General features: G+C 72.4%; 22 protein-coding genes and 3 pseudogenes. 15 read left to right on the top strand and 10 right to left on the bottom strand.

Annotated elements, in window-relative coordinates; genetic code table 11:
* The first annotated feature begins 94 nt into the window (after positions 1-94).
* Together OG332_RS44805 and OG332_RS44800 are read left to right on the top strand one after the other, a co-directional pair.
* Positions 95-463 (top strand): VOC family protein, encoded by a 369-nt coding sequence (locus tag OG332_RS44805; RefSeq protein WP_327418835.1) that lies wholly within the window; start codon positions 95-97, stop codon positions 461-463.
* Positions 464-1,278: 815 nt separating this feature from the next.
* A pseudogene (locus OG332_RS44800) lies at positions 1,279-1,440 on the top strand (alkene reductase); the annotation flags it as partial.
* 147 nt (positions 1,441-1,587) lie between these two features.
* On the opposite strand, the gene OG332_RS44795 reads toward OG332_RS44800, so the two are convergent.
* Both OG332_RS44795 and OG332_RS44790 read right to left on the bottom strand, forming a co-directional pair.
* Positions 1,588-2,736 (bottom strand): mechanosensitive ion channel family protein, encoded by a 1,149-nt coding sequence (locus OG332_RS44795; protein WP_327418834.1) that lies wholly within the window; start codon positions 2,734-2,736, stop codon positions 1,588-1,590.
* A 194-nt stretch (positions 2,737-2,930) separates the two neighbouring features.
* Positions 2,931-4,205 carry a pyroglutamyl peptidase gene (locus tag OG332_RS44790; RefSeq protein ID WP_327418833.1) on the bottom strand — a complete coding sequence of 425 codons (1,275 nt, stop codon included), beginning with the start codon at positions 4,203-4,205 and terminating at the stop codon, positions 2,931-2,933.
* Positions 4,206-5,186: 981 nt separating this feature from the next.
* Between OG332_RS44790 and OG332_RS44785 the strand changes: the two genes are divergently transcribed.
* Entirely contained in the window at positions 5,187-7,310 is a 2,124-nt protein-coding gene (locus tag OG332_RS44785; protein WP_327418832.1) for an MMPL family transporter, read from the top strand.
* A gap of 153 nt (positions 7,311-7,463) precedes the next feature.
* On the opposite strand, the pseudogene OG332_RS44780 reads toward OG332_RS44785, so the two are convergent.
* Together OG332_RS44780 and OG332_RS44775 are read right to left on the bottom strand one after the other, a co-directional pair.
* Positions 7,464-7,712, bottom strand: a pseudogene (locus OG332_RS44780) (carbohydrate ABC transporter permease); the annotation flags it as partial.
* Between the two features lie 53 nt (positions 7,713-7,765).
* Complete coding sequence (locus tag OG332_RS44775) at positions 7,766-8,782, bottom strand: hydroxyacid dehydrogenase (protein ID WP_327418831.1); 1,017 nt, start codon at positions 8,780-8,782, stop codon at positions 7,766-7,768.
* Between the two features lie 205 nt (positions 8,783-8,987).
* Between OG332_RS44775 and OG332_RS44770 the strand changes: the two genes are divergently transcribed.
* The 4 genes from OG332_RS44770 (at position 8,988) to OG332_RS44755 (ending at position 11,694) form a co-directional block, all read left to right on the top strand.
* On the top strand, positions 8,988-9,905 hold the full coding sequence (locus OG332_RS44770) for an NUDIX hydrolase (RefSeq protein WP_327418830.1): 918 nt from the start codon (positions 8,988-8,990) through the stop codon (positions 9,903-9,905).
* Positions 9,902-10,459: an NUDIX hydrolase gene (locus tag OG332_RS44765; protein WP_327418829.1), complete on the top strand. Its 558-nt coding sequence runs from the start codon at positions 9,902-9,904 to the stop codon at positions 10,457-10,459. The genes OG332_RS44770 and OG332_RS44765 overlap by 4 nt, the downstream gene beginning before the upstream one ends.
* Before the next feature lie 335 nt (positions 10,460-10,794).
* Positions 10,795-11,133, top strand: coding sequence for a hypothetical protein (locus OG332_RS44760; protein ID WP_327418828.1), 339 nt, complete (start codon positions 10,795-10,797; stop codon positions 11,131-11,133).
* A 12-nt stretch (positions 11,134-11,145) separates the two neighbouring features.
* Positions 11,146-11,694: a hypothetical protein gene (locus tag OG332_RS44755; protein WP_327418827.1), complete on the top strand. Its 549-nt coding sequence runs from the start codon at positions 11,146-11,148 to the stop codon at positions 11,692-11,694.
* Positions 11,695-11,727: 33 nt separating this feature from the next.
* Here the strand turns inward: OG332_RS44755 and OG332_RS44750 are convergent, their stop codons facing one another.
* Entirely contained in the window at positions 11,728-11,883 is a 156-nt protein-coding gene (locus tag OG332_RS44750; protein ID WP_327418826.1) for a BTAD domain-containing putative transcriptional regulator, read from the bottom strand.
* Positions 11,884-12,026: 143 nt separating this feature from the next.
* Here OG332_RS44750 and OG332_RS44745 point away from each other — a divergent pair, with 143 nt between their 5' ends.
* Complete coding sequence (locus OG332_RS44745; protein ID WP_327418825.1) at positions 12,027-13,268, top strand: IS256 family transposase; 1,242 nt, start codon at positions 12,027-12,029, stop codon at positions 13,266-13,268.
* Here OG332_RS44745 and OG332_RS44740 read toward each other — a convergent pair.
* Both OG332_RS44740 and OG332_RS44735 read right to left on the bottom strand, forming a co-directional pair.
* Positions 13,202-13,924 carry an AfsR/SARP family transcriptional regulator gene (locus tag OG332_RS44740; RefSeq protein ID WP_327418824.1) on the bottom strand — a complete coding sequence of 241 codons (723 nt, stop codon included), beginning with the start codon at positions 13,922-13,924 and terminating at the stop codon, positions 13,202-13,204. The two genes, OG332_RS44745 and OG332_RS44740, sit on opposite strands and share 67 nt — an antisense overlap.
* 142 nt (positions 13,925-14,066) lie before the next feature.
* Positions 14,067-14,950 (bottom strand): annotated as a pseudogene (locus OG332_RS44735) (helix-turn-helix transcriptional regulator).
* Between the two features lie 139 nt (positions 14,951-15,089).
* On the opposite strand from OG332_RS44735, the gene OG332_RS44730 reads away from it, so the two are divergent.
* The gene (locus tag OG332_RS44730; RefSeq protein WP_327418823.1) at positions 15,090-15,869 is read left to right on the top strand and encodes an NAD(P)H-dependent oxidoreductase; all 780 of its coding nucleotides are present in this window, start codon (positions 15,090-15,092) and stop codon (positions 15,867-15,869) included.
* Here OG332_RS44730 and OG332_RS44725 read toward each other — a convergent pair.
* On the bottom strand, positions 15,788-16,102 hold the full coding sequence (locus OG332_RS44725) for a zinc-binding dehydrogenase (protein ID WP_327418822.1): 315 nt from the start codon (positions 16,100-16,102) through the stop codon (positions 15,788-15,790). The two genes, OG332_RS44730 and OG332_RS44725, sit on opposite strands and share 82 nt — an antisense overlap.
* Positions 16,103-16,267: 165 nt before the next feature.
* On the opposite strand from OG332_RS44725, the gene cpt reads away from it, so the two are divergent.
* From cpt to OG332_RS44710, 3 genes are all read left to right on the top strand, one after another.
* Complete coding sequence (cpt, locus tag OG332_RS44720; protein ID WP_327418821.1) at positions 16,268-16,801, top strand: chloramphenicol phosphotransferase CPT; 534 nt, start codon at positions 16,268-16,270, stop codon at positions 16,799-16,801.
* A 208-nt stretch (positions 16,802-17,009) separates the two neighbouring features.
* The gene (locus tag OG332_RS44715) at positions 17,010-17,186 is read left to right on the top strand and encodes a hypothetical protein (protein ID WP_327418820.1); all 177 of its coding nucleotides are present in this window, start codon (positions 17,010-17,012) and stop codon (positions 17,184-17,186) included.
* On the top strand, positions 17,183-18,088 hold the full coding sequence (locus tag OG332_RS44710; RefSeq protein ID WP_327418819.1) for a class I SAM-dependent methyltransferase: 906 nt from the start codon (positions 17,183-17,185) through the stop codon (positions 18,086-18,088). Before OG332_RS44715 ends, OG332_RS44710 begins: the two co-directional genes overlap by 4 nt.
* Here the strand turns inward: OG332_RS44710 and polX are convergent.
* Complete coding sequence (gene polX, locus OG332_RS44705; RefSeq protein WP_327418818.1) at positions 18,033-19,760, bottom strand: DNA polymerase/3'-5' exonuclease PolX; 1,728 nt, start codon at positions 19,758-19,760, stop codon at positions 18,033-18,035. The genes OG332_RS44710 and polX overlap by 56 nt on opposite strands.
* Positions 19,761-19,827: 67 nt before the next feature.
* Entirely contained in the window at positions 19,828-20,421 is a 594-nt protein-coding gene (locus tag OG332_RS44700) for an aldehyde dehydrogenase family protein (RefSeq protein ID WP_327418817.1), read from the bottom strand.
* Positions 20,422-20,475: 54 nt separating this feature from the next.
* On the opposite strand from OG332_RS44700, the gene OG332_RS44695 reads away from it, so the two are divergent.
* The 3 genes from OG332_RS44695 to OG332_RS44685 all read left to right on the top strand — a co-directional run bounded on the left by OG332_RS44695 (position 20,476) and on the right by OG332_RS44685 (position 22,958).
* Positions 20,476-20,757 carry a TetR family transcriptional regulator C-terminal domain-containing protein gene (locus OG332_RS44695; protein WP_327418816.1) on the top strand — a complete coding sequence of 94 codons (282 nt, stop codon included), beginning with the start codon at positions 20,476-20,478 and terminating at the stop codon, positions 20,755-20,757.
* A gap of 111 nt (positions 20,758-20,868) precedes the next feature.
* Positions 20,869-21,561 carry a response regulator transcription factor gene (locus OG332_RS44690; RefSeq protein WP_327418815.1) on the top strand — a complete coding sequence of 231 codons (693 nt, stop codon included), beginning with the start codon at positions 20,869-20,871 and terminating at the stop codon, positions 21,559-21,561.
* The gene (locus OG332_RS44685) at positions 21,558-22,958 is read left to right on the top strand and encodes a HAMP domain-containing sensor histidine kinase (protein WP_327418814.1); all 1,401 of its coding nucleotides are present in this window, start codon (positions 21,558-21,560) and stop codon (positions 22,956-22,958) included. The genes OG332_RS44690 and OG332_RS44685 overlap by 4 nt, the downstream gene beginning before the upstream one ends.
* The last annotated feature ends 23 nt before the right edge of the window (positions 22,959-22,981 follow it).

Raw genomic sequence — 22,981 nt, 5'->3', positions numbered from 1 at the left:
GCAGAACAGTTCCAGCCGGGCCAGGTCGAGGCGGGGCCCACCGCCGGTCAGCGTGCGGGCCGTCCCGGCGCCCCCGGTGGCGGGGCCGGGAAGCGTGCAGGTGGCGATTGACTGTGCGGATGCCTACGAGCTGGCCCGGTTCTGGAGCAGTGTGACAGGCCGTCCGCTGCATCCGGAGGACGGACCGGGTGCCCGGGAGACTCAGGTGTTGCTGGCGGAAGGCCCGGTGCTGTACTTCAACCAGGTGCCCGAGCCCAAGACGATCAAGAACCGGATCCATCTGTGTCTGCGCCCCGAGACCTCGCGCGATCAGGAGGTGGACCGGCTGCTGAGCCTCGGTGCCACCTTTGTCGCCGATCACCGGAACCCCGATGGTTCAGGCTGGGCCATCCTCGCTGATCCCGAAGGCAACGAGTTCTGCGTTCTGCGCAGCGAGTCCGACCGGGCCGCCGTGCATTCCTGACGGCCACGCGCCGGTCCGGGTGGAAACGGTGCTGATGAGCCCGAACCTCCACGGCAGCCTCCAAGTTCGTGCCGCGTGAGCCGGGTGGCCGGCCATGTGCGACGAGAGGTTCCCGCAGGGGCGGGCTCGGGCGCTGCGGCGAAGGCTTCGGGCACAGGCTGGGTACGGCGGTCGCAATGACGGCGGCGACGGCCTGGTGCACGGCGGCGGCCATGCGGCCCGTATGCGGCAGTTCACCGGGCAAGGGTGCGGGTGGGGGTGGGAGTGCGGGCTTGCCATGGAGCGGACTCCCTCGTCGAGGGTCAGCACGTACGGGACCGCCCCGGCCGGCCCCGACCGGGATCCGGGCGCGGCGGCGTGCGGGGTGGACCGGTGCCAGGCGGGTTGGGCGGCAAACCACGGCCCGGCGTACCCGCCATGCGCGCGGGGCGCGGGGACGCCGGGCCAGGCCTGCTGCTTCCCGGAGCAGCACGGCTTCCTCCCAGGCCGCTCTCGTCTCCACGCGGAACTCCTGCGCGCGGTGCCCCAAGGCCGTGCCACCGGCTCCACGAGCACCACCGACAGCTGCAGGCCGACCTGTACGCCACCGCCCCGGCCCGCACGCACACGGTGCCCGCACCATCCCCAGGCCGATGGCGAGTTTCGCACACGCCGCGGCGGTCGAGGGCGCGGTGTGGCGGGCCGGGGGGCACCACCGGTCAGCAGCACCACGCACGCGATCACCACAACCAGGTTGGCAAGCCACGACAACAGGAACGCCAGGCCCTTGCGGACGCCGCGCCGCGAGGAGAGCAGCGGGATGAAGGCGCTGTTGGCTCATGCACGGCGGCCGGGTCTCACATCCCGACACCACCGGCCTGCAGCCGGTCGGGCCCTCCGCCGTCCCCGCCGTCGCAAAGGTCTTCACCCCGGCCGGGCCCCGGCCGGCTCCGACACCGCGCGCGCTGGGCACCGCCGAAGTGCCCGAACACGCGCAAGGCGGCGACGCCGGCTACCTGACCTACTCGGCCCACCGGTACACGGCTTGACTCCGAGCTGCGGCGAACGGCCGAAACCAGCGCGGGCCGGGGGTGCTCCGCCTTGCTCGTGATCGACCCGTGAACAAGGTACCGGCCGGGTGCAGGTCACTGGGTGACGGCGTCTGTCCTTGCCGGTGGTGGCGAGGCGTCTGCGGGTGACGGCGACGGTGACCGCGATGCCCCGCGCTGGTGGGGTACCGGTGTGTGCGGGGACGACGTCGGGAGCTCGTCCCGTTGGAGGGCGACCGTGCGGGTCGGGGCGGGGATCGAGATGCCCTCCGCACGGAACCGGCGGTGCAGGCGCTTGATGAACTCGTGCTTGATCCGGTACTGGTCGCTGAACTCGCCGACGCCCAGGATCACGGTGAAGTTGATGCGGGAGTCCGCGAACGTGTGGAAGCGGACGGCCCCTTCGTGGTCGGGAACCGCACCGTTGATGTCGGCCATCACGCTGTCGACGACCTCGAGGGTCACCCGCTCGACGTGCTCCAGGTCGCTCTCGTAGCCCACTCCCACCTGGACCAGGATCGAGAACTGCTGTTCCGGCTGGGTGTAGTTGGTCATGTTCGTCCGCGCGAGACGCCCGTTGGGGATGATGACCAGGTTGTTCGACAGGTTGCGCACCACGGTGTTGCGCCAGTTGATGTCGACGACGTACCCCTCCTCGCCGCTGGTGAGCCGGATGTAGTCACCCGGCTGCACGGTCTTCGAGGCGAGGATGTGCACCCCGGCGAAGAGGTTCGCGAGGGTGTCCTGGAGCGCCAGGGCCACCGCCAGACCACCCACGCCCAGGGCGGTGACCAGCGGCGCGATGGACACGCCCAGGGTCTCCAGGGCGACGAGCACGCCCATCACGAGGACCACGATCCGCGTGATGTTGACGAAGATGGACGCCGAACCGGCCACCCCGGTGCGCGCGCCCGCCACGGACTGGACGAGGCCCGCGACGACCCGCGCCGCGCTGAGCGTGGCGATGAGGATGAGCAGCGCGGTCAGGGACTGGTTCACGAACCCTGAGACCCGCGCGGTCAGCGGCAAGGTCGTGGCGGCCACCGCGGCGCCCGCGATGAGCGCGGCACCCGGGGCGATGGTGCGCAGCGCGTCGACGATGACGTCGTCCCCCCGCCACCGGGTCCGTTCGGCGTGCCGGCCCAGCCACCGCAGGAGGGCGCGCAGCAGCAGCCCGGCCGCGGCGCCCGCCGCCAACGCGATGCCTGCGACCAGCCAGTCGTGCAGGACGAGGTCGCGGTTCAACGGACCCCCTCCGCTGCGCGGCCCGGGCCCGGGGGCGTGGCGGCGGACGCTGCCGACCGTCGTATGAGGTGTGTCGTCACCTTGTCACCTGTCAGTTCGTCGTGCTGTAAACCGCGTTCGGGCGTGTGTACGCATCCGGAACGGGCTGCCATCCTGCCCCATGGCCGGGTGACGCTCTGCAGGCGGGGCGGCGGCTACCGCCGTACGGCGGCGTGTTCGAGGACGGCGCGGACCTGCGCGGTGATCGCGCTCTCGTTGCGTTCGAACTCGGGGCCGGTCAGCAACTGGGGGTCGGCCGGCAGACCGGTGAGCACCGGGGTGTGGAGGTGGCCGCCGGGCAGGTGCGGGGCGACTTCGGCGCGCAGCCGGTTGGAGCGGTAGGCGACCTCGTTGGACAGGTAGCCGCCCCCGCCGCCCGCGACGGCCCTCGAGCCGGGCGTCGGGCCGTCGGTGCGGTCGACGGGGGCCGCGGCGCCCGCCGGGATCTCGGTCACCTCGGTGTTGAGGAGGACCGGGTACGGGGTCTGCACGGCGGCGGTCACCGCGTCGGCGGGCAGCGTGGTGCGGATGAACTCCGGGCCCGGGCCGAGGCCGGGGGCCGTCACCGGACGCTCGCGGGTGCCGCCGGAGAGGGCACGCGCGTTGTCGGGGTACGGGTCGGCGGACCGCGCCCGCCCCGCCCAGTCCTCCAGGGTGAAGATGCCGGGGTAGCCCTGGCTGACGGTGGTGATGACGTCGGCCGAGGCGGGGCCGGCGGCCAGGCGCGGGGCGAACGCCCGCTCCACCGTGCCGGCGTCGAAGTCGGCGTACCGGACGGGCAGTACGACGGCGCGGATCTCGGCCGGGCTGCCGTCGGCGAGGGTCACGCGCCGCCCGTTGAGCTGCAGGGCGGCCGATCCGGACGGGTTGGCGCGGCGGATCTCCGCGTCGAGCCCGAAGGGGTCGAACCCGCTGATGAAGAGCCTTCGTACACCGGGCGCCGTCCGGAAGGCGTTGTCGGTGAGACCGCGGGAGGCGTCCTCGAAGCGGGCGCGGAGTGCCGCCCGATCCACGGTGAACTGCGGCTGCCAGCGGGCGAGTTCGGCGGTCATACCGAGCCGCGCCCAGTACAGCGGCCGGTCGTCCCCGGGGGCGAGGCCGCCGCCGGGCCGTTGTCCCTGGGCCCGCCGTACGGAGGCCTGCCAGAGGGTCCGGCCCCAGGAGTCGAGGAGCCGTTCGGCCTCGGCCGGGCTGCGCGTCGTGCACAGGGCGGCGGGAAACCGCCGTACGAAGTCCCCGAACCCGGCTCGCTCGACCAGGGCGGTGGTGCGGGCGTCCGCGAGCCGCGCCTGTTCGGCGTCGAGCGGTACGGACACCGGGAGGCGGCAGGCGGACGCGCCGTCGGCCGCGTGCGCGGGCGAGGCGACCGCCACGGGGACGACGGTGACGAGAAGGGCGGCGACCGATGCCGCACGACGTAAGAGCATCATGCGATGTGACATTACATAGCGGCCGTCACCGCCACCAGGCACACCGGCCCCAGCCGCCAGGACTGGCTCAACTCCGCTGCCGACGCGTCCGGTTCGGCGCGCGGAGCAGGCCCCCCGGCGAGCTGGGCAGGGTGCGGTACTCCTCCAGCGGCAGGGTGCGCCGGGTGTGGCGCTCCGGCACGCTCTCCGACTGCGTCGCATGCGCCGTCGCGCAGCGGGCCGAGCACGGCCGGGTCGAGCACGGCCGGGCCGCACAGGACCGGTCCGCCCACGTATGTGCTGGTCAGATGTGAAGGTGCGGGTGGACGAGGAGAGCGATGTCCGGTGCGTGCGGGCACGCGGCGCGACCGCCGCAGGCCAGCCGTACCGGTGGGTGCGGGCTGCGCTCTTGAGTTCGTCCAGCGCTGACAGGTAGGCGCCGATGAGGGACTGTGCCTGGTAGCGCTCGCACCCCGGTGTCCAGGGGGCCGGCTCCCCCTCCACGGAGAACCGGGCGAAGGGCGGTACGCCCCTCTCCGCCTTGCTGCGTTCCGGGAGCAGCTCGTAGGGCTGAGGAGCGGGATGGCGGACGGACAGGTCCGCCCACCGTTGCCATGCGCGGCCGGCCACGGCGGCGGACTCGGTGGAGCTCGCGCTGAGGTCGAGCAGACCGCGGCGGCCGCCCGCGCGCATGCCGGGCGGGCTGGGCTCGCTCGTACCGTCGTACCGTGGCCGGTCCTGCCCCGGTGCCGCCCCGGTCCCGGTCTCGCCGGGCCCCGGATGTCAGTCCGCTCGCGCCCGGCCCCGTACCCCCGCCGCGGCGTCGTGCCACGCCTTCGTACAAGAAGCAAGATCGGTGCAACCGACGCTGCAACCGAATCGAGGCGTCGGCCGGAAGTGGAGGTGAGGGGCTGTCGGTGCCGCGACGGCACCAGCAGGTGGTCTCTCATTTGAATCACATTCATCAGGACCGACTCGAACGTCGTGGAGAAGGGACTCGCTTTGAGAATCGCACCGCGCTGGGCCCGCTGGATCGTTCCGCTCGCGCTGCTGCTCGTCTGGCTCGGCATCGGCGCGGCGCTCGGACCGTACGCGGGGAAACTGCGGGAGGTCGCCACGAACGACCAGGCGGCCTTCCTGCCCCGGAGCGCAGAGTCGACGCAGGTCCTCGAAGCCCGCAAGGTGTTCGAGGGGGCGCAGTCCGTCCCGGCGGTCATCGTGTGGACGGCGCACGGGGCGGCCCGGGTGAGCGCCGGCCAGCAGGAGGCTGCCGCGCGGGCGGTCGGGGACCTCGCCGGCCGTCCCGGGATCGCCGGCCCGCCCTCACCCGCCGCCGTCTCCGTCGACGGCCTGGCGATCCAGGCCGTCGTGCCGCTCGCGCCCGGCCTGGGCGAGGAGCTGCCGGCGGTCCTGGACGAGGTGCGGCAGGCCGCTCAGGCGGTGCCGGGCACCTCGGTCCGGATCGCGGGGCCGGCCGCCAGCCAGGCGGACCTGTCCGACGCTTTCGCCGGTATCGACGGGCTGCTCGTGGGCGTGGCGCTCGGAGCCGTGCTGTTGATCCTGCTGCTGGTCTACCGCAGCGTGCTGCTGCCCCTGGTGATCATCATCAGCGCGGTGTTCGCACTCGGCCTGGCCAGCGCGGTGGTGTACGCCCTGGCCGACCGGGGCGCCGTCCGGGTGGACGGCCAGGTGCAGGGCATTCTGTCGATCCTGGTGATCGGGGCGGCGACCGACTACGCCCTCCTCCTGGCAGCGCGTTTCCGGGAAGAGCTCGTCGTACGGGGCGACCGGGTGGAGGCGGTGCTGGCCGCCGTGCGCCGGTCGGCCGGCGCGGTCACCGCGAGCGCGGCGACCGTGGCGCTGGGGCTGCTGGCTCTGCTGGCGAGCGACCTGACGAACAACCGGGCTCTCGGGCCGGTCGGCGCGATCGGCATCGTCTGCGCGGTGTTGAGCTCCCTGACCTTCCTGCCGGCCGTTCTCGTGCTGCTGGGCCGGGCCGCCTACTGGCCCGCCACCCCCGGGCCGGCCGACGCGTCGGCCGAGGGCCACGGCGTGTGGCGCCGTATCGCAGGGCTGCTCGACCGGTCACCGCGGCGCGTGTGGATGTCCACGGCCCTCCTGCTCGTGGTCCTGGCCGGGTTCTCTCCCTCCCTGTCGTCCAAGGGCGTGCCACTGGACGAGATCTTCGTCAACGACGCGCCCTCGGTCGGCGCCCAGCAGACCCTCGCCCGGCACTTCCCCGGCGGTTCGGGCAACCCGGCCGTCATCATCACCGACGCGGGGCGGGTGGCCGAGGTACGGGCGGCGGCCGAGGGCACGGAGGGTGTCGCGGCGGTCGTCCCCGTCACCGCGAGCGGCCGTCCGGGCTCGGGGGCTCCGCTCGTCGTGGACGGCCGGGTGCGCTTGGACGCCACGCTGGAGGCGGCGGCCGACAGCGACGCCGCGAAGGAGACGGTCCAGGGGCTGCGCGAGCGGGTGCACGCGGTGCCGGGTGCCGACGCGCTGGTCGGGGGCTACACGGCCCAGCGGTTCGACACCCAGCAGACCTCGGCCCGCGACCGCGCCGTGATCGTCCCGGTCGTGCTCGGCATCATCCTGCTGATCCTGGTCGCCCTGCTGCGTTCCCTGCTCGTGCCCGTCCTGCTCGTGGCGACGGTCGCCCTCAACTTCCTGGCGACGCTGGGCGTGTCCGCGCTCGTCTTCGAGCACCTGCTGGGCTTCAGCGGAACGGACGCCTCCGTGCCGCTCTACGGGTTCGTGTTCCTGGTGGCCCTCGGCGTCGACTACAACATCTTCCTCATGTCCCGCGTGCGGGAGGAATCCTTCGCCCTGGGCACCCGCCAGGGCGTTCTGCGGGGGCTCGTCACCACGGGCGGGGTCATCACGTCCGCCGGTGTGGTCCTCGCCGCGACCTTCGCCGCGCTGATGGTGATCCCCCTGGCCTTCCTCGTCCAGATCGCCTTCATCGTCGCGTTCGGCGTCCTGCTGGACACCCTCGTCGTGCGTTCCCTGCTGGTCCCGGCCCTCGTCATCGACATCGGCCCGCGCGTCTGGTGGCCGAGCACCCTGTCCCGCCCGGGCACGGGAGCCGACCCGCGGCCCGATCCGACGGCGGGGGCCCGGTGATCACGTGAGCGGAAACGGCAAGGACGAGCCGGTCCTTGGGCAGGTCCCGGGTCCTCGGGCGCACGTGCCCGGCAAGCGGGATGCTCCCCCGGCGCGCCGAGCCCGTCGGTGCAGGTGGTCGGGACGTGCGGGGCGGGGCGCGGGCATCGGCCACTTCACCGCGCCGGTCGTCAGTCCGGAGCGCCAGAAGCGCTGGAGGCAGAGGAAGGCGATCAGCAGCGGGACCACGGCCACGAGCGAGCCGGTGATGGCCAGCGAGTACATCTCCGGGCTCTCCGTCGTCGAGATGTTCCACATGTGGAGGCCGAGGCTGACGGGGTACAGGTCCTTGTCGTTCAGCATGACGAGGGCGCCGTAGAAGTTGTTCCAGCTCGCGGTGAAGGAGAACAGGAACAGCGTCAAGAGCGCCTGACCAACTGATCAATACGATCAATTCGGCGGCGCCCGGCGCCCCGTCAGGCGGTCCGGTGGAGGTCCGCGCGGTGCACCGGGTGCGCGAACGGCAGCCCGGCGGCGTAGCGGGCGATCTCGCCGACGGCGGAATCGGCCATCCTGTGCAGTTCGTTGCCGAGGGAGCCCGCGATGTGCGGGGTCAGGAGCACGTTCGGCAGGTCGTACAGCGGGGAGTCGGCCGGAAGGACCTCCGGCTCGGTGACGTCGATGACCCCGTGCAGTCGGCCGGAGACCAACTCGTCGGTGACCGCGGCCCCGTCGACCAGGGAACCGCGGGCCGTGTTGATGAGGGTGGCGCCGTCGCGCATCAGCGCCAGCCGTCGGCGGTCGATCATCGAGCGCGTCTCCGGCAGCTCCGGCGCGTGCAGGCTGACCACGTCCGAGACCCGGCAGAGCTCGTCGAGCCCGACGACGCGGGCGCCGAGGCGCCTTGCCTGATCCTTCTTCAGACAGGGGTCGTGGACAAGGAGTTCGAGATCGTACGGACGCAGGAGCTCGATCACCCGGCGGCCGATCCGGGAGGCGCCGACGATGCCCACGGTACGGCGGTAGTTGCCCACGTGGGCGTACCGCAGGTGCCAGTCGTGGTGGCTGCCGCGGACGCGGCGGTACTCCTCGCGCAGTTGCATCACGCGTTTGTTGGAGAGGAGGACCATGGCCACCGTGTACTCGGCCACGGGCAGGGAGTTGGCCAGCGCGGCGGAGGAGACGACGATGCCCCGGTCCCAGCAGGCGTCGGTGACCAGGTGTTTGACGGAGCCGGCCGCGTGTACGACGGCCTTGAGGCGGGGCGCTGCCGCCAGCGCCCGGGCGTCGACCGTGGGGGCGCCCCAGAAGGTGAGCAGGACCTCCGCCTCCGCGAGTGCCTGCGCGGCCTCGGGTCCGCCGAAGTCCTCGACGACGAACTCCGGGTCGAGTTCGGCCGCTTCCCGGAGCCGGCGGGCGGTCGCGCCGTCCAGCAGGCGGGAACGGAGCTCGGGGGCCATGGCGAGCAGGGTCCGCGGTCGGCGAACAGGCATCTGGGGCTCCTTGCGGCTGAGTGAGGCCGCGCCGACTCTATGAATCCAGATTCAGAGCGTCAAGATCCATCAATCGAATAGCTCTATACGTTCACAACGATCACCGAGAACCGCCGTACCCGATCGCCGCGCATTCGTCGTCGGACAGCGGGGCAGGATGTCGCCCGTGACGGGCCCGGATTCGAGGCACAAGAAGGAGACCGCCATGTCGTCCACCCCTTCCGCCGAACCAAGCGGTACGGCCGCCCTGCTGGTCAACTCGCGCGGCCAGTACCTGCTCCACCTGCGCGATGCGAACAAACCCCACATCTGCGACCCGGGGACGTGGAGCATCCCGGGCGGCGGCCGCGAGGGGGACGAGACCTTGCGGGAGGCGATCGCGCGGGAGCTGAAGGAGGAGACCGGGCTGACGGTCCCGCTGGAACCGTTCACGGTCGTCGACGTCCACGGCCCCGACGGCACCACGGGCCGGATCCAGGTCTATCTCGGCGCCTGGGACGGCGATGCCGACGCCCTTCCGCTCAGCGAGGGGATCATGCTGCGCTGGTTCGATGCCCGTACGACGGCGTACCTGACGATGTGCCCGTGGACGCAGCAGGTCATCGACCGGCACCGGGCGCAGCTGGACGGGGCGGAACCGGGCCCGCGTACGGCGGCCGCGATGCCCGCCGGGGAACCGGGCGGCCGGGCCCTCCTCAACATCGTCGGGGCCCACCTCTACCTGGAGCGCGACGGCCGCGTCCTGCTCGGACTGCGCCACCCCGACTCGGCGTTCGGCGCCTCGAACCACCACTTCCTCGCCGGTCACTGCGAGCAGGAGTCCGCCATCGCCTGCCTGGTCCGCGAAGCACGGGAGGAAGCCGGCCTGTTGCTGCGGGCCGAGGACGTCGAGCTCACCCACGTCGTGCACGTGGTCGACCCCCCGGGCTCGCGGCCGCGCCTGCAACTCGTCTTCCGCGCGCACCGGTGGGAGGGGACGGCGGAGGTCCGCGAGCCGGACAAGTGCGTGAGCTGGGACTGGTGGCCGGCCGATGCACTGCCGGAGCCGATCGTGCCGTACGCCCGGGCCGCGATCGAGGGCATCCGGGCGGGCCGGCTCTACACCGAGATGGGCTGGCTGTGACCGCCGCCGGGCACCCGGGAGCAGCGGGCCGGTACACCCTCCCGGTCGACGTGCACCTGATCCTGCGCCGCGACGGCGAGCGGGGGCCGGAGGTCCTGCTGTCCCGGCGGGCCGGCCGGGTCTACGCGGCAGGGATGTGGCACCTGCCCTCCGGGCACCTCGACGGCCCGCACGAGGACGTGGTCGAGGCCGTGGTCCGGGAAGCCCGGGAGGAGACGGGCGTCCTCATCGCCCTGGCGGACGTGGCGTCGGCGGTGACCGTGCATCACCGCGGCCCCCGGGGCCACGCCCGGCTCGGCCTGTTCTTCGAGGTCCGGCGCTGGGCGGGCGCGCCGGCGGTGCGGGAGCCGGAGGTGTGCGACGCGATGGGCTGGTACCGGCTCGACGACCTGCCCGAGCCGATCATCGCGTACTGCCGGGCCGGCCTCGACGCGTACGCGGCCGGGCGGCCCGCGGCCGTCCACTTCCAGCACCTCGGCGACCCGATCCCCCACCGGCCCGACGGCCCACGCCGCACCCGGCTCCTGAACGGCGCGGGACCCGAGGGCGCCTGACCCGTCACCGGAGGCCGGCGGGCACCTGTCGCCGGGACAGGGAGACCCTGCGTCGTACCCGGTCGGTCTCGGTGACGACCACCCCGAACGGTTCGATCGCCGCAACCGTGCCGGCCGGCGCCTCCCCCGGCTGCAGCAGTTCTCGGAAGACCAGGGTTCCGGGTACTCGGCGGGAGTGACCGCGCCCATGCCCTGAAGGCCCTCACGGGCCCGTCCATATCCCGGCGTGTAGGGGGGATATAGGGACGCCGGAGAGGCTGCACGCATCGGGCCGGCCGGCGCGTCGCCGGGTGGCCGCTTCCTTCGAGCCGGCGAAAGGCCTCGTCATGAAATCAATGAGTCGCACCCTCCGGAACGCCACCGCCGTCCTCGCCTTCGCCGGCGCGGCCGTCTCGCTGGCCGTGCAGCCCGCCGTCGCGCACAGCGGCTACTTCTACAAGAAGCGCAGCGGGTGCGTGTACACGGGAGGCCTCTCGGCCGGCCACGAGTACGCGTGGACCAAGAAGGACTCGGGCGACTGCGCCGGTCACGCCTGGCTGCTCGTGAAGCTCTCCAACGGGAGGTGGTCCGAGCTCCACGAGTCCGGCAGTGTGAGCATCACCGCCAACTGGAACGGAATCACCGAGGCTTGGCACAAGACGCAGGCCGGCGAGTCCTGGGTCCGGTCCCACTGACGCGGCGCACCGATGGGACCGAGGTGGGCGCGGAGGCTCGTCCTCGTCGCGCTGCTGCTGGGCGGACTGGCCGGATGCTCGTCGCAGCCGGGCGGCGCCGACCGGTCCGCACCGGCCGGCGGCGAGGCGCGGCCGACGGGCAAGGTCACGGACGCGGTGTACGAGGCCGCCGTGGGCCGGTTCGCCGAGTGTCTGGCAGCCGAGGGGATCGAGCTCCTCAACGAGGGCTGGGATCCGGTGGACCACGAGAAGATGATGCTCCGGTACAGCGCACCCGCAAAGTCGGCGAACGAGGTCGGTAAAGTCACCAAGAAATGCCGCGCCGCTCATTTGGACGCCGTGGCGGACGCGTATACGCAGGACAATGCGTCCCTCATGGCTCCTGACCTGATGACGGCCGTTCGCGGCTGCCTGGCCGAAAAGGGAATCGAGATTTCCGGCAAGGAGAGGAATCCAGAGGATCTGCTGCGCGCGGTGCCCGGCGAGGACGAGCTGCGCACGTGCGTGCACGCGAGCGCCGGCAGGCTCTATCCGGAACTGTCCGCAGTGGTGTTCCCCTGACGGGCGGCCGCGGCCGGAACGGCGCGGCCGCGCCTACCGGTCCGGGTCCTCGTCCCCGTCGCGCATGCGCTTCTCCAGTTCCCGCAGCCGCGCGCCCGGGTCCAGTCCGAGGTCCTGCGCGAAGAGCCGCCGGGTGTCCCGGCACTGTTCCAGCGCCTCCGCCGCCCGCCCCGGATGGCGTCCCGCCACGTGGTGTAGCCGATCAAGGGTGAGGTGTGCGCGGGCTTGCTCGCCGGGCGCACACCCGCGGAGGGCTCGCGCTCTCTGCGCATGAGGTGGGCCACCATGCAACTCTCCGTATTGAACGGCCAGTTCAACAACGGAGGTGCGAGGTGGCCCTGTCCCAGTCTGACCTATTACGCCTGCTGGAGTCACTACGCTCGGCAGACGGACTCGAACTCGTCCGCGGCATCGCCGAGCGGATGCTGCAGGAGCTGATCGAGGCCGAGGCCGCTGCCCACATCGGTGCCGGCTGGAACGAGCACACCGAGGCCCGTACCGCCTTGCGCAACGGGCACCGCGAGAAGACGCTCACCACCCAGGCCGGCGACCTGGAGCTGGCCATCCCCAAACTGCGCGCCGGAAGCTTCTTCCCCAGCCTGCTGGAGCGCCGGCGCCGGATCGACCAGGCCCTGTACGCGGTCATCGTGGAGGCCTACGTCCATGGCGTGTCCACCCGGTCGGTGGACGACTTGGTCAAGGCCCTGGGCGCGGACACCGGGATCTCCAAGAGCGAGGTCTCCCGGATCTGCGCGGACCTGGACGAGCCGCTGACCGCCTTCCGCACCCGGCCGCTGGACCACACCCGCTTCCCCTACATGTACCTGGACGCCACCTACTGCAAGGCACGCGTGAACCACCAGATCGTCTCTCGCGCCGTGGTCGTCGCCACCGGGATCACCGAGGACGGCGGCCGCGAGGTCCTGGGCGTCATGGTCGGCGACAGCGAGACCGAGGCGTTCTGGGCCGAGTTCCTGCGCTCCCTGCGCGAACGCGGCCTGACCGGGGTCCGCCTGGTCCTGTCCGACAGCCATTCCGGCCTGGTCAAGGCGATCCGCAAGGTCATGCTCGGCGCCGCGTGGCAGAGATGCCGTGTTCATTTCCTGCGAAATGTCTTCGCGGTGATTCCGAAGGAGGCGACCGAGATGGTCGCCGCAACCATCCGCACAGTCTTCGCCCAGCCCACCCAGGACGCGGTCCGCGCCCAGCTCGACACCGTCGCCGAGATGCTCGGCAAGCAGTTCCCCAAGGTCAAACAGATGCTCCTGGACGCCAAGGACGACCTGACCGCCTTCGCGGCCTTCCCGGAACGGCACTGGAAGAAGATCCAGTCCACCAACCCGCTCGAACGGATCAACCGCGAGATCAAGCGCCGCACCGACGTCGTCCAGGTCTTCCCCAACGACGACGCCCTCCTGCGACTGGTCACAGCCGTGCTCTTCGAACTGCACGACGAATGGATCGCCTTCCCCCGCCGCTACCTGCCCGAGGGAAGCATGGACGAGATCTACCCCACCGAGCTCCCTAAAAGCGCCCCCGCACCACCCAACGCCACCAACGCGCCCACCGAGTGATCGGCTACACCACGAAGGGGGACATGACCCCGCCCCGTGCGGTACAGGGCCACGATCAGCTGTTCGTGGAAGCGTTCGCGGTACGGATGCTCGGCGAGCAGCAGGCGCAGCCTGCCGATGAGGTGGGCGTGGTCGTGCAGGGCCAGATCGATGTTGATCTGCTGCTCGATGGCCTCCAGTCGCAGTTCGGCGAGGTAGGCGGCCGCGTCGCGCAGGGCCGGATGGTCGGCGAAGTCTGCGTACGCCGGGCCGCGCCACTCGGCGAGGGCCTCACGGTTGAGCCGTGAGGCCCTGGCGAGGTCGCCCCGCTCCAGGGCGCGGCGGATATCGGGCATGCGGGCCAGGAAGCGCCATGCGTCGACCTCCTCCGGCGCCACCTCCAGTACGTATCCGCGCCGCCGCGCGGTCTGCAGCCGGCCCGGTCCCAGCGCTCTGCGGATCCGGTGGACGTGGAGGTGGATGTTCGCGGTCGCGGAGGCGGGCGGTGCGTCTCCCCACAGGGCGTCGGCGAGTCGGTCCACGCTGACGGCCTGCCCGGCGTGCCGCAGGAGGACCACGAGGACCAACTGCTGTTTCGGCGATCCGAAATCGACCTGCCGCCCCGCCAATTGTCCGTCGAGCCGTCCGAGGACATGGAGGTCCAATGCGTCCGACACCAGTTCCGCTCCCCCCGGCACCATGGTGTGACCTTGCGGTCTCCGGACGCTACCGGCCCGCCCTTGTCCGGGTAAAGAGCGCAAATTGCAGGCCGGTGGGAGGATTTCCGGCCAGCAAAGGAATGGGGCCTGCGTCGTGGGGTTACTCGCGGACCTGAGCGTTCACCGCGGGATGCGCATGCACGTCACCGCTGTCCGCGCCCAGGCCCGCGAGCAGGCGCAGCCCGTCCTCGGCGGGGCTGCCGGGAGCCGCGGACAGCACCAGCAGCTCCCTGCTCGGTTCGTCCGGTAGGGCGAAGTTCTCCTGGTGCAGTTCCAGCAGTCCGACCAGGGGGTGCCGGTACGCCTTGCGTCCATGGGTGCGGGCGCGCACGTCCGCGCGGGCCCAGAGGCGGCGGAAGCGCTCGCTGCCCATCGCCAGTTCGCCGATGAGCGAGGCCAGGCGAGGGTCCTCGGGGTACTTGCCGGCGGCCAGGCGCAGGTGCCCGACCACGTCGAGGGTGCATGTCTCCCAGTCCGCGTACAGGCCGCGCTCGGCCTCCTCGAGGAAGATGTGCCGGGCGGTGTTCAGGCCCGGCACGGGCCGGCCGTAGAGGAGCCCGGCGAGCCGGTTCCCGGCGAGCACGTCCAGACGGTGGTCCATGATCAGCGCCGGTGCGTCGACCACGAGGTCGAGGACGCGCAGCAGTTCCGGCCGGACCCTCCCCCGGCCTCCGGCCGGGGGGGGACCCCCCTGCCCGGCTCCTTCGCGAGGCGGCGCCGCTGCCGGGCGAGCCGGTAGAGGTGCCCGCGTTCGGTCTCGTCGAGGCCGAGGACGCGGGCGAGCGCGTCGAGGACCTGCTCGGAGGGCTGGGTCGCACGGCCCTGCTCCAGGCGTACGTAGTAGTCGACGCTGACTCCGGACAGGTGCGCGACCTCTTCGCGGCGCAGCCCTTCGACCCGGCGGCGGCTGCCGGTGGGGATGCCGACGGCGGCCGGGTCGACCCGGGAACGCCGGGTCCGCAGGAAGCCCGCAAGATCGTCCATGTCCCCAGTATGTCCTCGGTGGTGCCCGTGAAGGGTGGCCCTGCCAATACCAGGAAGTCCCGTCCGATGGAAGGGGCGCCCCTGAACGCCGGGCGCCGCGGCGTCCAGGATCGAAGGCATCCGATCCGAAGGAGTTCCCGTGAAGACGCTGATCGTCTACGCCCACCCGGAGCCGAAGTCGCTCAACAGCTCGCTGAAGGACCTCGCGGTGTCCACCTTGGAGGCCGCCGGGCACGAGGTACGGGTGAGTGATCTGTACGCGATGAACTGGAAGGCGGTCGTGGACGCCGCGGACTACGGCCCCGAGGCCTCGAGTCCGCTGAAGGTCGCCCTGGACTCGGGCCGGGCCTTCGAGGCCGGGACGCTCACCCCGGACGTCCTCGCCGAGCAGGAGAAGCTGCTGTGGGCCGACACGATCATCTTCCAGTTCCCGCTGTGGTGGTACACGATGCCGGCGATCCTCAAGGGCTGGGTGGACCGGGTGTTCACCTACCGCTTCGCGTACGGCGTCGGCGAGCACAGCGACACCAAGTACGGCGAGCGCTTCGGCGAAGGCACCCTCGCGGGCAGGAGGGCTCTGCTGTCGGTGACCGTCGGCGGCCCTGAGTCGCACTACGCCGCCCGCGGGATCAACGGCCCCATCGAGGACCTGCTGTTCCCGATCCACCACGGCATCCTCTACTACCCGGGCATCGAGGCGCTGCCGCCGTTCGTGCTGTACGGCACCGACCGGATGAGCCGCGAGGAGTACACGGACGTCGCCAAGGCCTGGCAGCAGCGCCTGCTGACCCTGGAGTCGACCGAACCGATCGCGTTCCGGCGGCAGAACTTCGGTGACTACGAGATCCCCTCGCTGCACCTGAAGGAGGGACTGGAGCCCGCGGGCCGCACGGGATTCGGGCTGCACGTGCGCGGCTGACCGCCGGCGCCGGCGCGGAGCGGTTGCGGGGGCCGCGCAGAGGTGACGGGGCTGCGGGACGCCCACGGAGCTCCCACCTGCAGGACGGTCTTGCCCTGCAGGTGCCCCCGCCCGGCACGGTCGTGTGCCCGGGCTGCTTCGCTCAGGAAAAAGACGCTGCCGATGCCGATCCGAAGCCGGCCGGCGTCCGCCAGCCGGGCCGGCTCGGCCAGTTGTTCCCCGTTGGACCGCACCTGCCGGCAGATCCCCCGCCCGCCGCGACCACCTGCCCACCCTGATCACGGACGGCCTCGCTCACCCCGGCCGGGCGCCCCCGACCCCCGTCGCCGAACACCCTCGCATCCCGTCCCGGGCGAAAATCGCTTCGGGCGCCGCGGCGGTCGCCCTACCGTGACCTGATGACGACTCAAGTGATCGTGTTGAACGGCGGGTCCAGCTCGGGCAAGTCCGGGATCGTCCGATGCCTGCAGGCGGTCCTGCCGGATCCCTGGCTCGCCGCCGCCGTCGACTCGCTGATCGAGGCGATGCCCGCCTCCCTGCAGACCTCGGTCGCGGGGATCGAATTCGCCGCGGACGGCGGTGTGAAGATCGGATCGGAGTTCCGGCGGCTGGAAGCGGCATGGATGGCGGGAGTCGCCGCGATGGCCCGTGCGGGCGCCCGGATCGTCGTCGACGACGTCTTCCTCGGCGGAGCGTCCTCCCAGGAGCGGTGGCGGAAGGCCCTCGACGGTCTGGACGTGTTGTGGGTGGGCGTGAAGTGCGAGAGCAAGGTCGCCGCAGGCCGCGAGATCGCCCGCGGGGACCGGGCCCGGGGAACGGCCGCCTCACAGGCGGAGCTCGCCCACCTCGGCGTGGTCTACGACCTGGAGGTCGACACCACGCACACGGAGTCCCTGGACTGCGCGCGGGCCATTGCTTCCCGCGTCATGTGACCGTCGCGGCCCGCGGGTGGCTCGCACCGCTTCCCCGCCGCGCCGCGCCGCCGTGGTACCTCCCTCCAAGGCTCGACGCGCATCTGTCCGACTTCTTGGCCGATCGGTTAAGCAATTGCCAGGCAATTGCCATTCATCTCATGGCAGATGCAGGATGGCGTGTGAGGGGCTACCGGAGGGGTTGCCGGACCGAGTGAGGCGTGTCGGGGTGGCTGGTTTCAGAGGCGGCGACGTTGGTGTCCGCCAGCGGCTCAGGGGCATCGAGGTGTTCGCACGCCCCCTGCCCCGCTTCGGGCCCGAGCAGGCGCCGGCCGAACCGGTCGCGCTGTTCCTGGGCTGGCTCGCCGAGGCGGTGGCCGCAGGGTTCCCGACCCGCACGCCATGACCCTGTCCACGGTGGACGCGTCCGGGGACCCGGACGCCCGTGTCCTCATCCTCAAGGGCGTGGACGGCGCGGGCTGGCACTTCCCCCTCGAGGCCGAGTCCGAGTCCGAGGAGGCGGAGGCGGTCGAGGCGGTGGACGGGCCGGCGCGCTCGGCCCTGGAGCGCTGGTGGGGGCCGCTGCCGGCCCGGTTCGCCGAGCTGGTGGCCGGCGGCGCCGAGCACACCGCCACCCGTGCGTTCTTCACCCGGCGCGCGGACGCGTGGGAGGAGCGCTTCGCCTACCAGACCCCCGCCTACGAGGCCGCCGTCGCCCGCATGGGCCTGCGGCGCGGGCAGACCGCGGTCGACCCCGGGTGCGGTACCGGACGGGCCATGCCGGCCCGGCGCGCGCACGTGGGCGCCGAGGGCACGGTGCTCGGGCTCGACGTCACCCACGCGATGCTCACGGCGGCCGCCCGCATCGGCCGCGCCACGACCGGCGGGCTCCTCCTCGCCGACTGCGCCAGGCTGCCGCTGCGCCCTGCGTCGGTGCCCGGCATGTTCGCGGCGGGGCTCCTCGACCACCTTCCCCGCCCGCGCACCGCCCTGCGCGAATGGGCGCGCGTCACCGCACCGGGCGGCACCCTCCTCCTCCATCCGGCGGGCCGGGCCGAGCGGGCCGCCCGCCACGGGCGGCCCCCCAGTCCCGAGGACCGCTCGCCGAGCCCAACCTCCGGCCGGTGCTCGACGCCACGGGATGGCGGCTCACGACGTACGACGACGCCGAACAGCACTTCCCCGCCCTGGCCGTCCTCGCGCGCTGACCGTCGGCCAGGGCAGTCGAAACGATCAAGCGGACTGGCTTGCCTCAGGTGCCCTTCCTGCCCAGGAACCGCCGCAGCCGCGTCAGGGGCCACGCGTTGATGACGTCGTCAGCGGTCAGCCAGCCGCGCTGCGCGGTCGCCACCCCGTAGCGCATGTACGGCAGATGCGTGGTGGCGTGGGCGTCGGAGTTCACGGCGAACTTCACTCCGTACCTCTTTGCGCGCAGGATGTCCTCGTCGCACAGGTCGAGCCGTTCCGGATGCGCGTTGATCTCCAGCGCGGTGCCCGTCCGTGCGCACGCCTCGAAGACGGCGTCGAAGTCGGCGTCGATGCGCGGGCGTTTGCCGATCCGGCGGGTCGTGGGGTGGCCGATGACGGCGACGTTCGGGTTCTCGCAGGCGCGGATGAGGCGGCGGGTGAGTTCCTGCCTGCTCTGGTTGAAGTGGGAGTGGACGGAGGCCACGCAGATGTCGAAGTCCGCGAGGAACTCGTCGGGCCAGTCCAGGGTGCCGTCCGGGCCGATGTTGAGCTCCGTGCCGTGCAGCAGCCGCATCCGGTGGTGCGCGCCGTCCAGGGCCCGTATCCGCTCGCGCTGGGCGAGGATCTTCTCGCTGGTCATGCGCTGCATGGAGAGGTTCGGTGCGTGGTCGGTCACCGCGTAGTACGCGTATCCGCGGGCGGCAGCGGCGGCGATCATGTCCTCCAGCGGGGCCAGCCCGTCGGTGAGGTCGGTGTGGGTGTGCAGATCGCCGCGGACGTCCTTCTCCTTGAGGAGGTCGGGGAGTTCGCCGCGCAGCCCGGCCGCGATCTCGCCGCGGTCCTCGCGCAGCGTCGGGGGGATCCAGGGCAGTCCCAGCCTGGCGTAGACCGCCTCCTCGGTCTCGGAGGTGAGGTTCTCGCCGCTCTCGGCGTCGAAGAGCCCGTACTCGGAGAGCTTGAGGCCCTGGCGCACCGCGAGTTCGCGGGTGCGGATGTTGTGCGCCTTGGATCCGGTGAAGTACTGCAGCCCCGCGCCCCAGGAGGCGGGGGGCAGGACCCGCAGATCGACCTGGAGGCCGGTGGCGGTCCGTACGGAGGTCTTCTTCTGCCCGTGCGCGATGACCTCGGCCGTCTGCGGGAGGGCGGTGAGCGCGTCCATGAACGGGGCCGGCCGGCGGGCCGCGACCAGGATGTCGACGTCGCCGATGGTCTCCCTCATCCGGCGCAGGGACCCCGCGTACGTGCACCGGACGCAGCCGCGGATCTCCGAGAGTTCGGCGACGAGCTGCTCGGCGACTTCCATGGCCGCGCTGACGAGGATCCGGCCCTCGCCTGCTTTCTGCAGCACCGCGATGCCGTGCAGGATGTTGTCCTCGGTCCGCTCGCCGAAGCCCTTCAGGTCGCGCAGCCGTTCCTGCTCGACGGCCTCGAGCAGCTGGTCGACGGAGCTGAGGCCCAGTTCCTCGTAGAGCACCATGGCCTTGCGGGGCCCGAGCCCCGGAATCGCGATCAGCTCGCGCACTCCGGGCGGCACATTCGCCCTGGCCTCGTCGACCACGGTCATGCGGCCGGTCCGCAGGTATTCGAGGATCTTGTCGGCGACCGACCTGCCGACGTTGGGGATCTCACGCAGGCCCTTGGCGTCGAGCGTGGACACGTCCTCCGGGTGGCCGCCGACGGCCCGGGCGGCCTTCTCGTACGCGCGCGCCTTGAAGGCCTCCCCGCCCCGGATCGCGATGAGGTCCGCGTACTCCTGGAGCAGGGCCTCGACCTGATCGTTGGCTCGGGCCATGCCTCCAGGGTGCCCCGCGGGCCGTGCACGGGCACGTCGGAGGGTCAGGGGCATGGCACCCCCGAGGTCAGAGCATGACGTGCTTGGCCTGGGTGTAGTCCAGGAGGCCGGAGAGGGAGAGGTCGCTGCCGTAGCCGGAGTGCTTGACTCCGCCGTGGGGCATCTCGGAGGCGGTGGTGCCGTGGGTGTTCAACCAGACGATTCCGGTGTGGAGGGCACGGGTGGCGCGCATCGCCCGGTCGTGGTCGGTGGTCCACACGCTCGCGGCCAGGCCGAAGCGGACGTCGTTGGCCAGGTGCAGGTCCTCGGCCTCGTCGGCGAAGGGCTGGACGGTCACCACCGGGCCGAAGGTCTCCTCCTGCACGATCTCGTCGTCCTGGCGGACCCCGGCGACCACGGTGGGTTCGTGGAAGTAGCCCGGGCGGGGCAGCCGGCCCCCACCGGTGACGATCCCGGCGTGCGCCGGCAGGCGGTCCAGCAGGGCCTGCACCGAGGTGAGCTGGGCCGCGTTGTCGAGCGGCCCGTAGTCGATGCCGGTACGGAGCTTTGCCGCTTCGGCGGCGAAGGCCGCGAGGAAGGCGTCGTGGATCCGGCGGGGGACCAGGAGCGGCACGGGTACGGACCCGGCCGCGGTCGTCCTGGCCCGCATCGTGCGCAGCATGCTGCCACGGACGAGGAGCTCCGCCAGGACTGGAAGCTCTGGCAGGAGCTGTGGGTGCGCGCGCTGCGCGACGGCACGGCCCGCGCCCTCGCCGTCGACCTGTACGACCAGCTGCACGCGTGGGTCGCCGGGACCGTGGAACGGGGCATCTCGTCCGGCGAGTTCACCGCGTGCGACGTCGCCGCGATCGGCACGCTGGTGCTGGCCCTGTGCGACGGCCTCGGCATCCGCCTGATGCTGGACGACCCCCGGGTCGACCTCGCCACGGCCCAGTCGACGGTCTGGCGGGCCATCGCGCCCGCGCTCGGGATCTCCCCGGTGTTCCCGGAGGTCTGACGACGCCGGGCCGGCGGATTGTTCGGGGAATGTACGGGTGGCGGCGCGCCCGCCGGAACGCCGGGTCGACGGGGTTAGCATCGACGGTGTTTCCGCACGTGAGAGGCAGTGATGACGGGTTCGGATTCCAAGGGCCTCGTGCTGATCGTCGAGGACGAGCGGCACATCTCCGATGTGCAGAGGCTTTACCTGTCGCGCGAGGGCTTCGGTGTCCACGTGGAGGCCGACGGGAGCGCCGGGCTCGCGGCCGCGCGGCGGATGCACCCGGTGGCCATCGTGCTGGACATCGGCCTGCCGGGCATGGACGGCATCGCCTTCTGCCGTGCCCTTCGGGACGCGGGCGACTGGACGCCGGTGCTGCTGGTCACCGCCCGCGGTGAGGAGGCCGACCGGATCCTCGGTCTGGAGCTGGGCGCGGACGACTACCTGACCAAGCCGTTCTCGCCGCGCGAGCTGGTCGCGCGGGTCAAGACGGTTCTGCGCCGGGCGGCGGGGCCGCCCGCGCAGCCGGCCGAAAGCCTCGGCGGGCTCAGCGTGGACCCGGTCAGCCGGACCGTGCGCCGCGACGGCGAGCCGGTCGAGCTCACCGCCACCGAGTTCAACCTGCTCGCGCACCTGCTCCGGCACGTGGGGCAGGTCTTCACCCGTGAGCAGCTGCTCGCCCAGGTGTGGGGCTACCCGGGCTACCGCGACACCCGGATGGTCGACGTCTTCGTCTCCCAGCTGCGCGCCAAACTCGGCGACGCGAGCCCGATCCGTACGGTCCGGGGCGTCGGGTACAGCGCGATCGCCCCCCGCGCGTGAACCGCCCCCGCTCCGGCGCCCGTACGGGTACCGGTACCCGCGGCTCCCTCGCACGCAACATCGTGGTGCTGAGCACCGTGGTGGCGGCGCTCGCCGTGGCGCTCACCGGACTGATCGCCTGGCAGACCGCCGCGCACGGCGCGGAGCAGCGCGAACGCGACCAGCTGACGCGTCAGGCGACGGTGCTCAGCCGCCTGCCGGCCCTGTCCGAGGCGCTCTTCACCGGCGCCCAGGCCCTGGCGGGGCCGAACGGCGTGCAGCTCGCCGTCATCGCCCCGGACGGGACGGTGAGCGGAACCGCCACCCCGGCCGTCGACCGGGCGTCGAAATCGGCGCTGCTGGCAGGGAAGCCGGTCTCCACCACGGGCATTCTCGGCGGCGAGGAGGTGCTGCTGGTGGGGCGGCCCGGTGTGCGGGGCGGCGCGGTCGTGCTGACCGAGCCCTACGCGGTCGTCAGCGAGAACACCAACCAGATCCGCCGCAACGTGATCGTGCCGCTGATCGTCGGGATGCTCGGCGCGGCCCTGGCCGGGGCGCTCCTGGCCCGGCGCATCGCCCGTCCCCTCGTACGGGCCGCGCAGATCGCACACCGGCTCGCCGACGGCGAACGCGGCGTCCCGGCCCCCGTCGACGGCCCCCGGGAGACCGCGGACATCGGGCGGGCCCTCAACGTCCTGGACGAGGCCCTGGCACACAGCGAGAACCGGCAGCGGGAGTTCCTGCTCTCCGTCTCCCACGACCTGCGCACCCCGCTGACCGCGCTGCAGGGCTACGCCGAGGCGCTCGCCGACGGCCTGATCGAGCCGGGGCGGGTGCCCGAGGTCGGCGGCGTCCTGGCCGACGAGACCCGGCGCCTGGACCGGTTCCTGGGGGACCTGCTGGACCTGGCCCGGCTGGAGGCGGACGACTTCCGTCTCGACATGGCCCCCGCCGACCTGGGCGCGGTCGTCGCCGAGGCCGCCGCCTTCTGGACCGGCCCCTGCGCCCGCCACGGTGTCGGGCTCCGGCTGGAGCGGCCCGGGCGGCCCGTCGTCGTCGAGACGGACGCGTTCCGGGTCCGGCAGCTGATCGACGGGCTGGTCCAGAACGCCCTGCGGGTCACGCCCGAGGGCGCGCCCCTGGTCCTCGCGGTCCGGGCGGCCCCGGACGGCGGGGCCGAACTGCAGGTCCGCGACGGCGGACCGGGCCTCACCGAGGACGACGTGCGCATCGCCTTCGACCACGGCGCCCTCCACGAGCGCTACCGGGGCACCCGCCCGGTCGGCTCCGGCCTGGGGCTGGCCATCGCCCACCGGCTGACCGGCCGCCTCGGCGGCGCCATCCGCGTCGACGGGCACGGACCGGAGGGCGGCGCCTGCTTCACCGTCACCCTTCCGCCGGGCCCCGAGACCGCGTGAGCGGCGCGGCCCCTCGTCCCGGC

This window comes from Streptomyces sp. NBC_01233 (assembly GCF_035989305.1).
Classification (GTDB): Bacteria; Actinomycetota; Actinomycetes; order Streptomycetales; family Streptomycetaceae; genus Streptomyces.
This window is presented reverse-complemented; position numbering and strand designations above follow the sequence as displayed.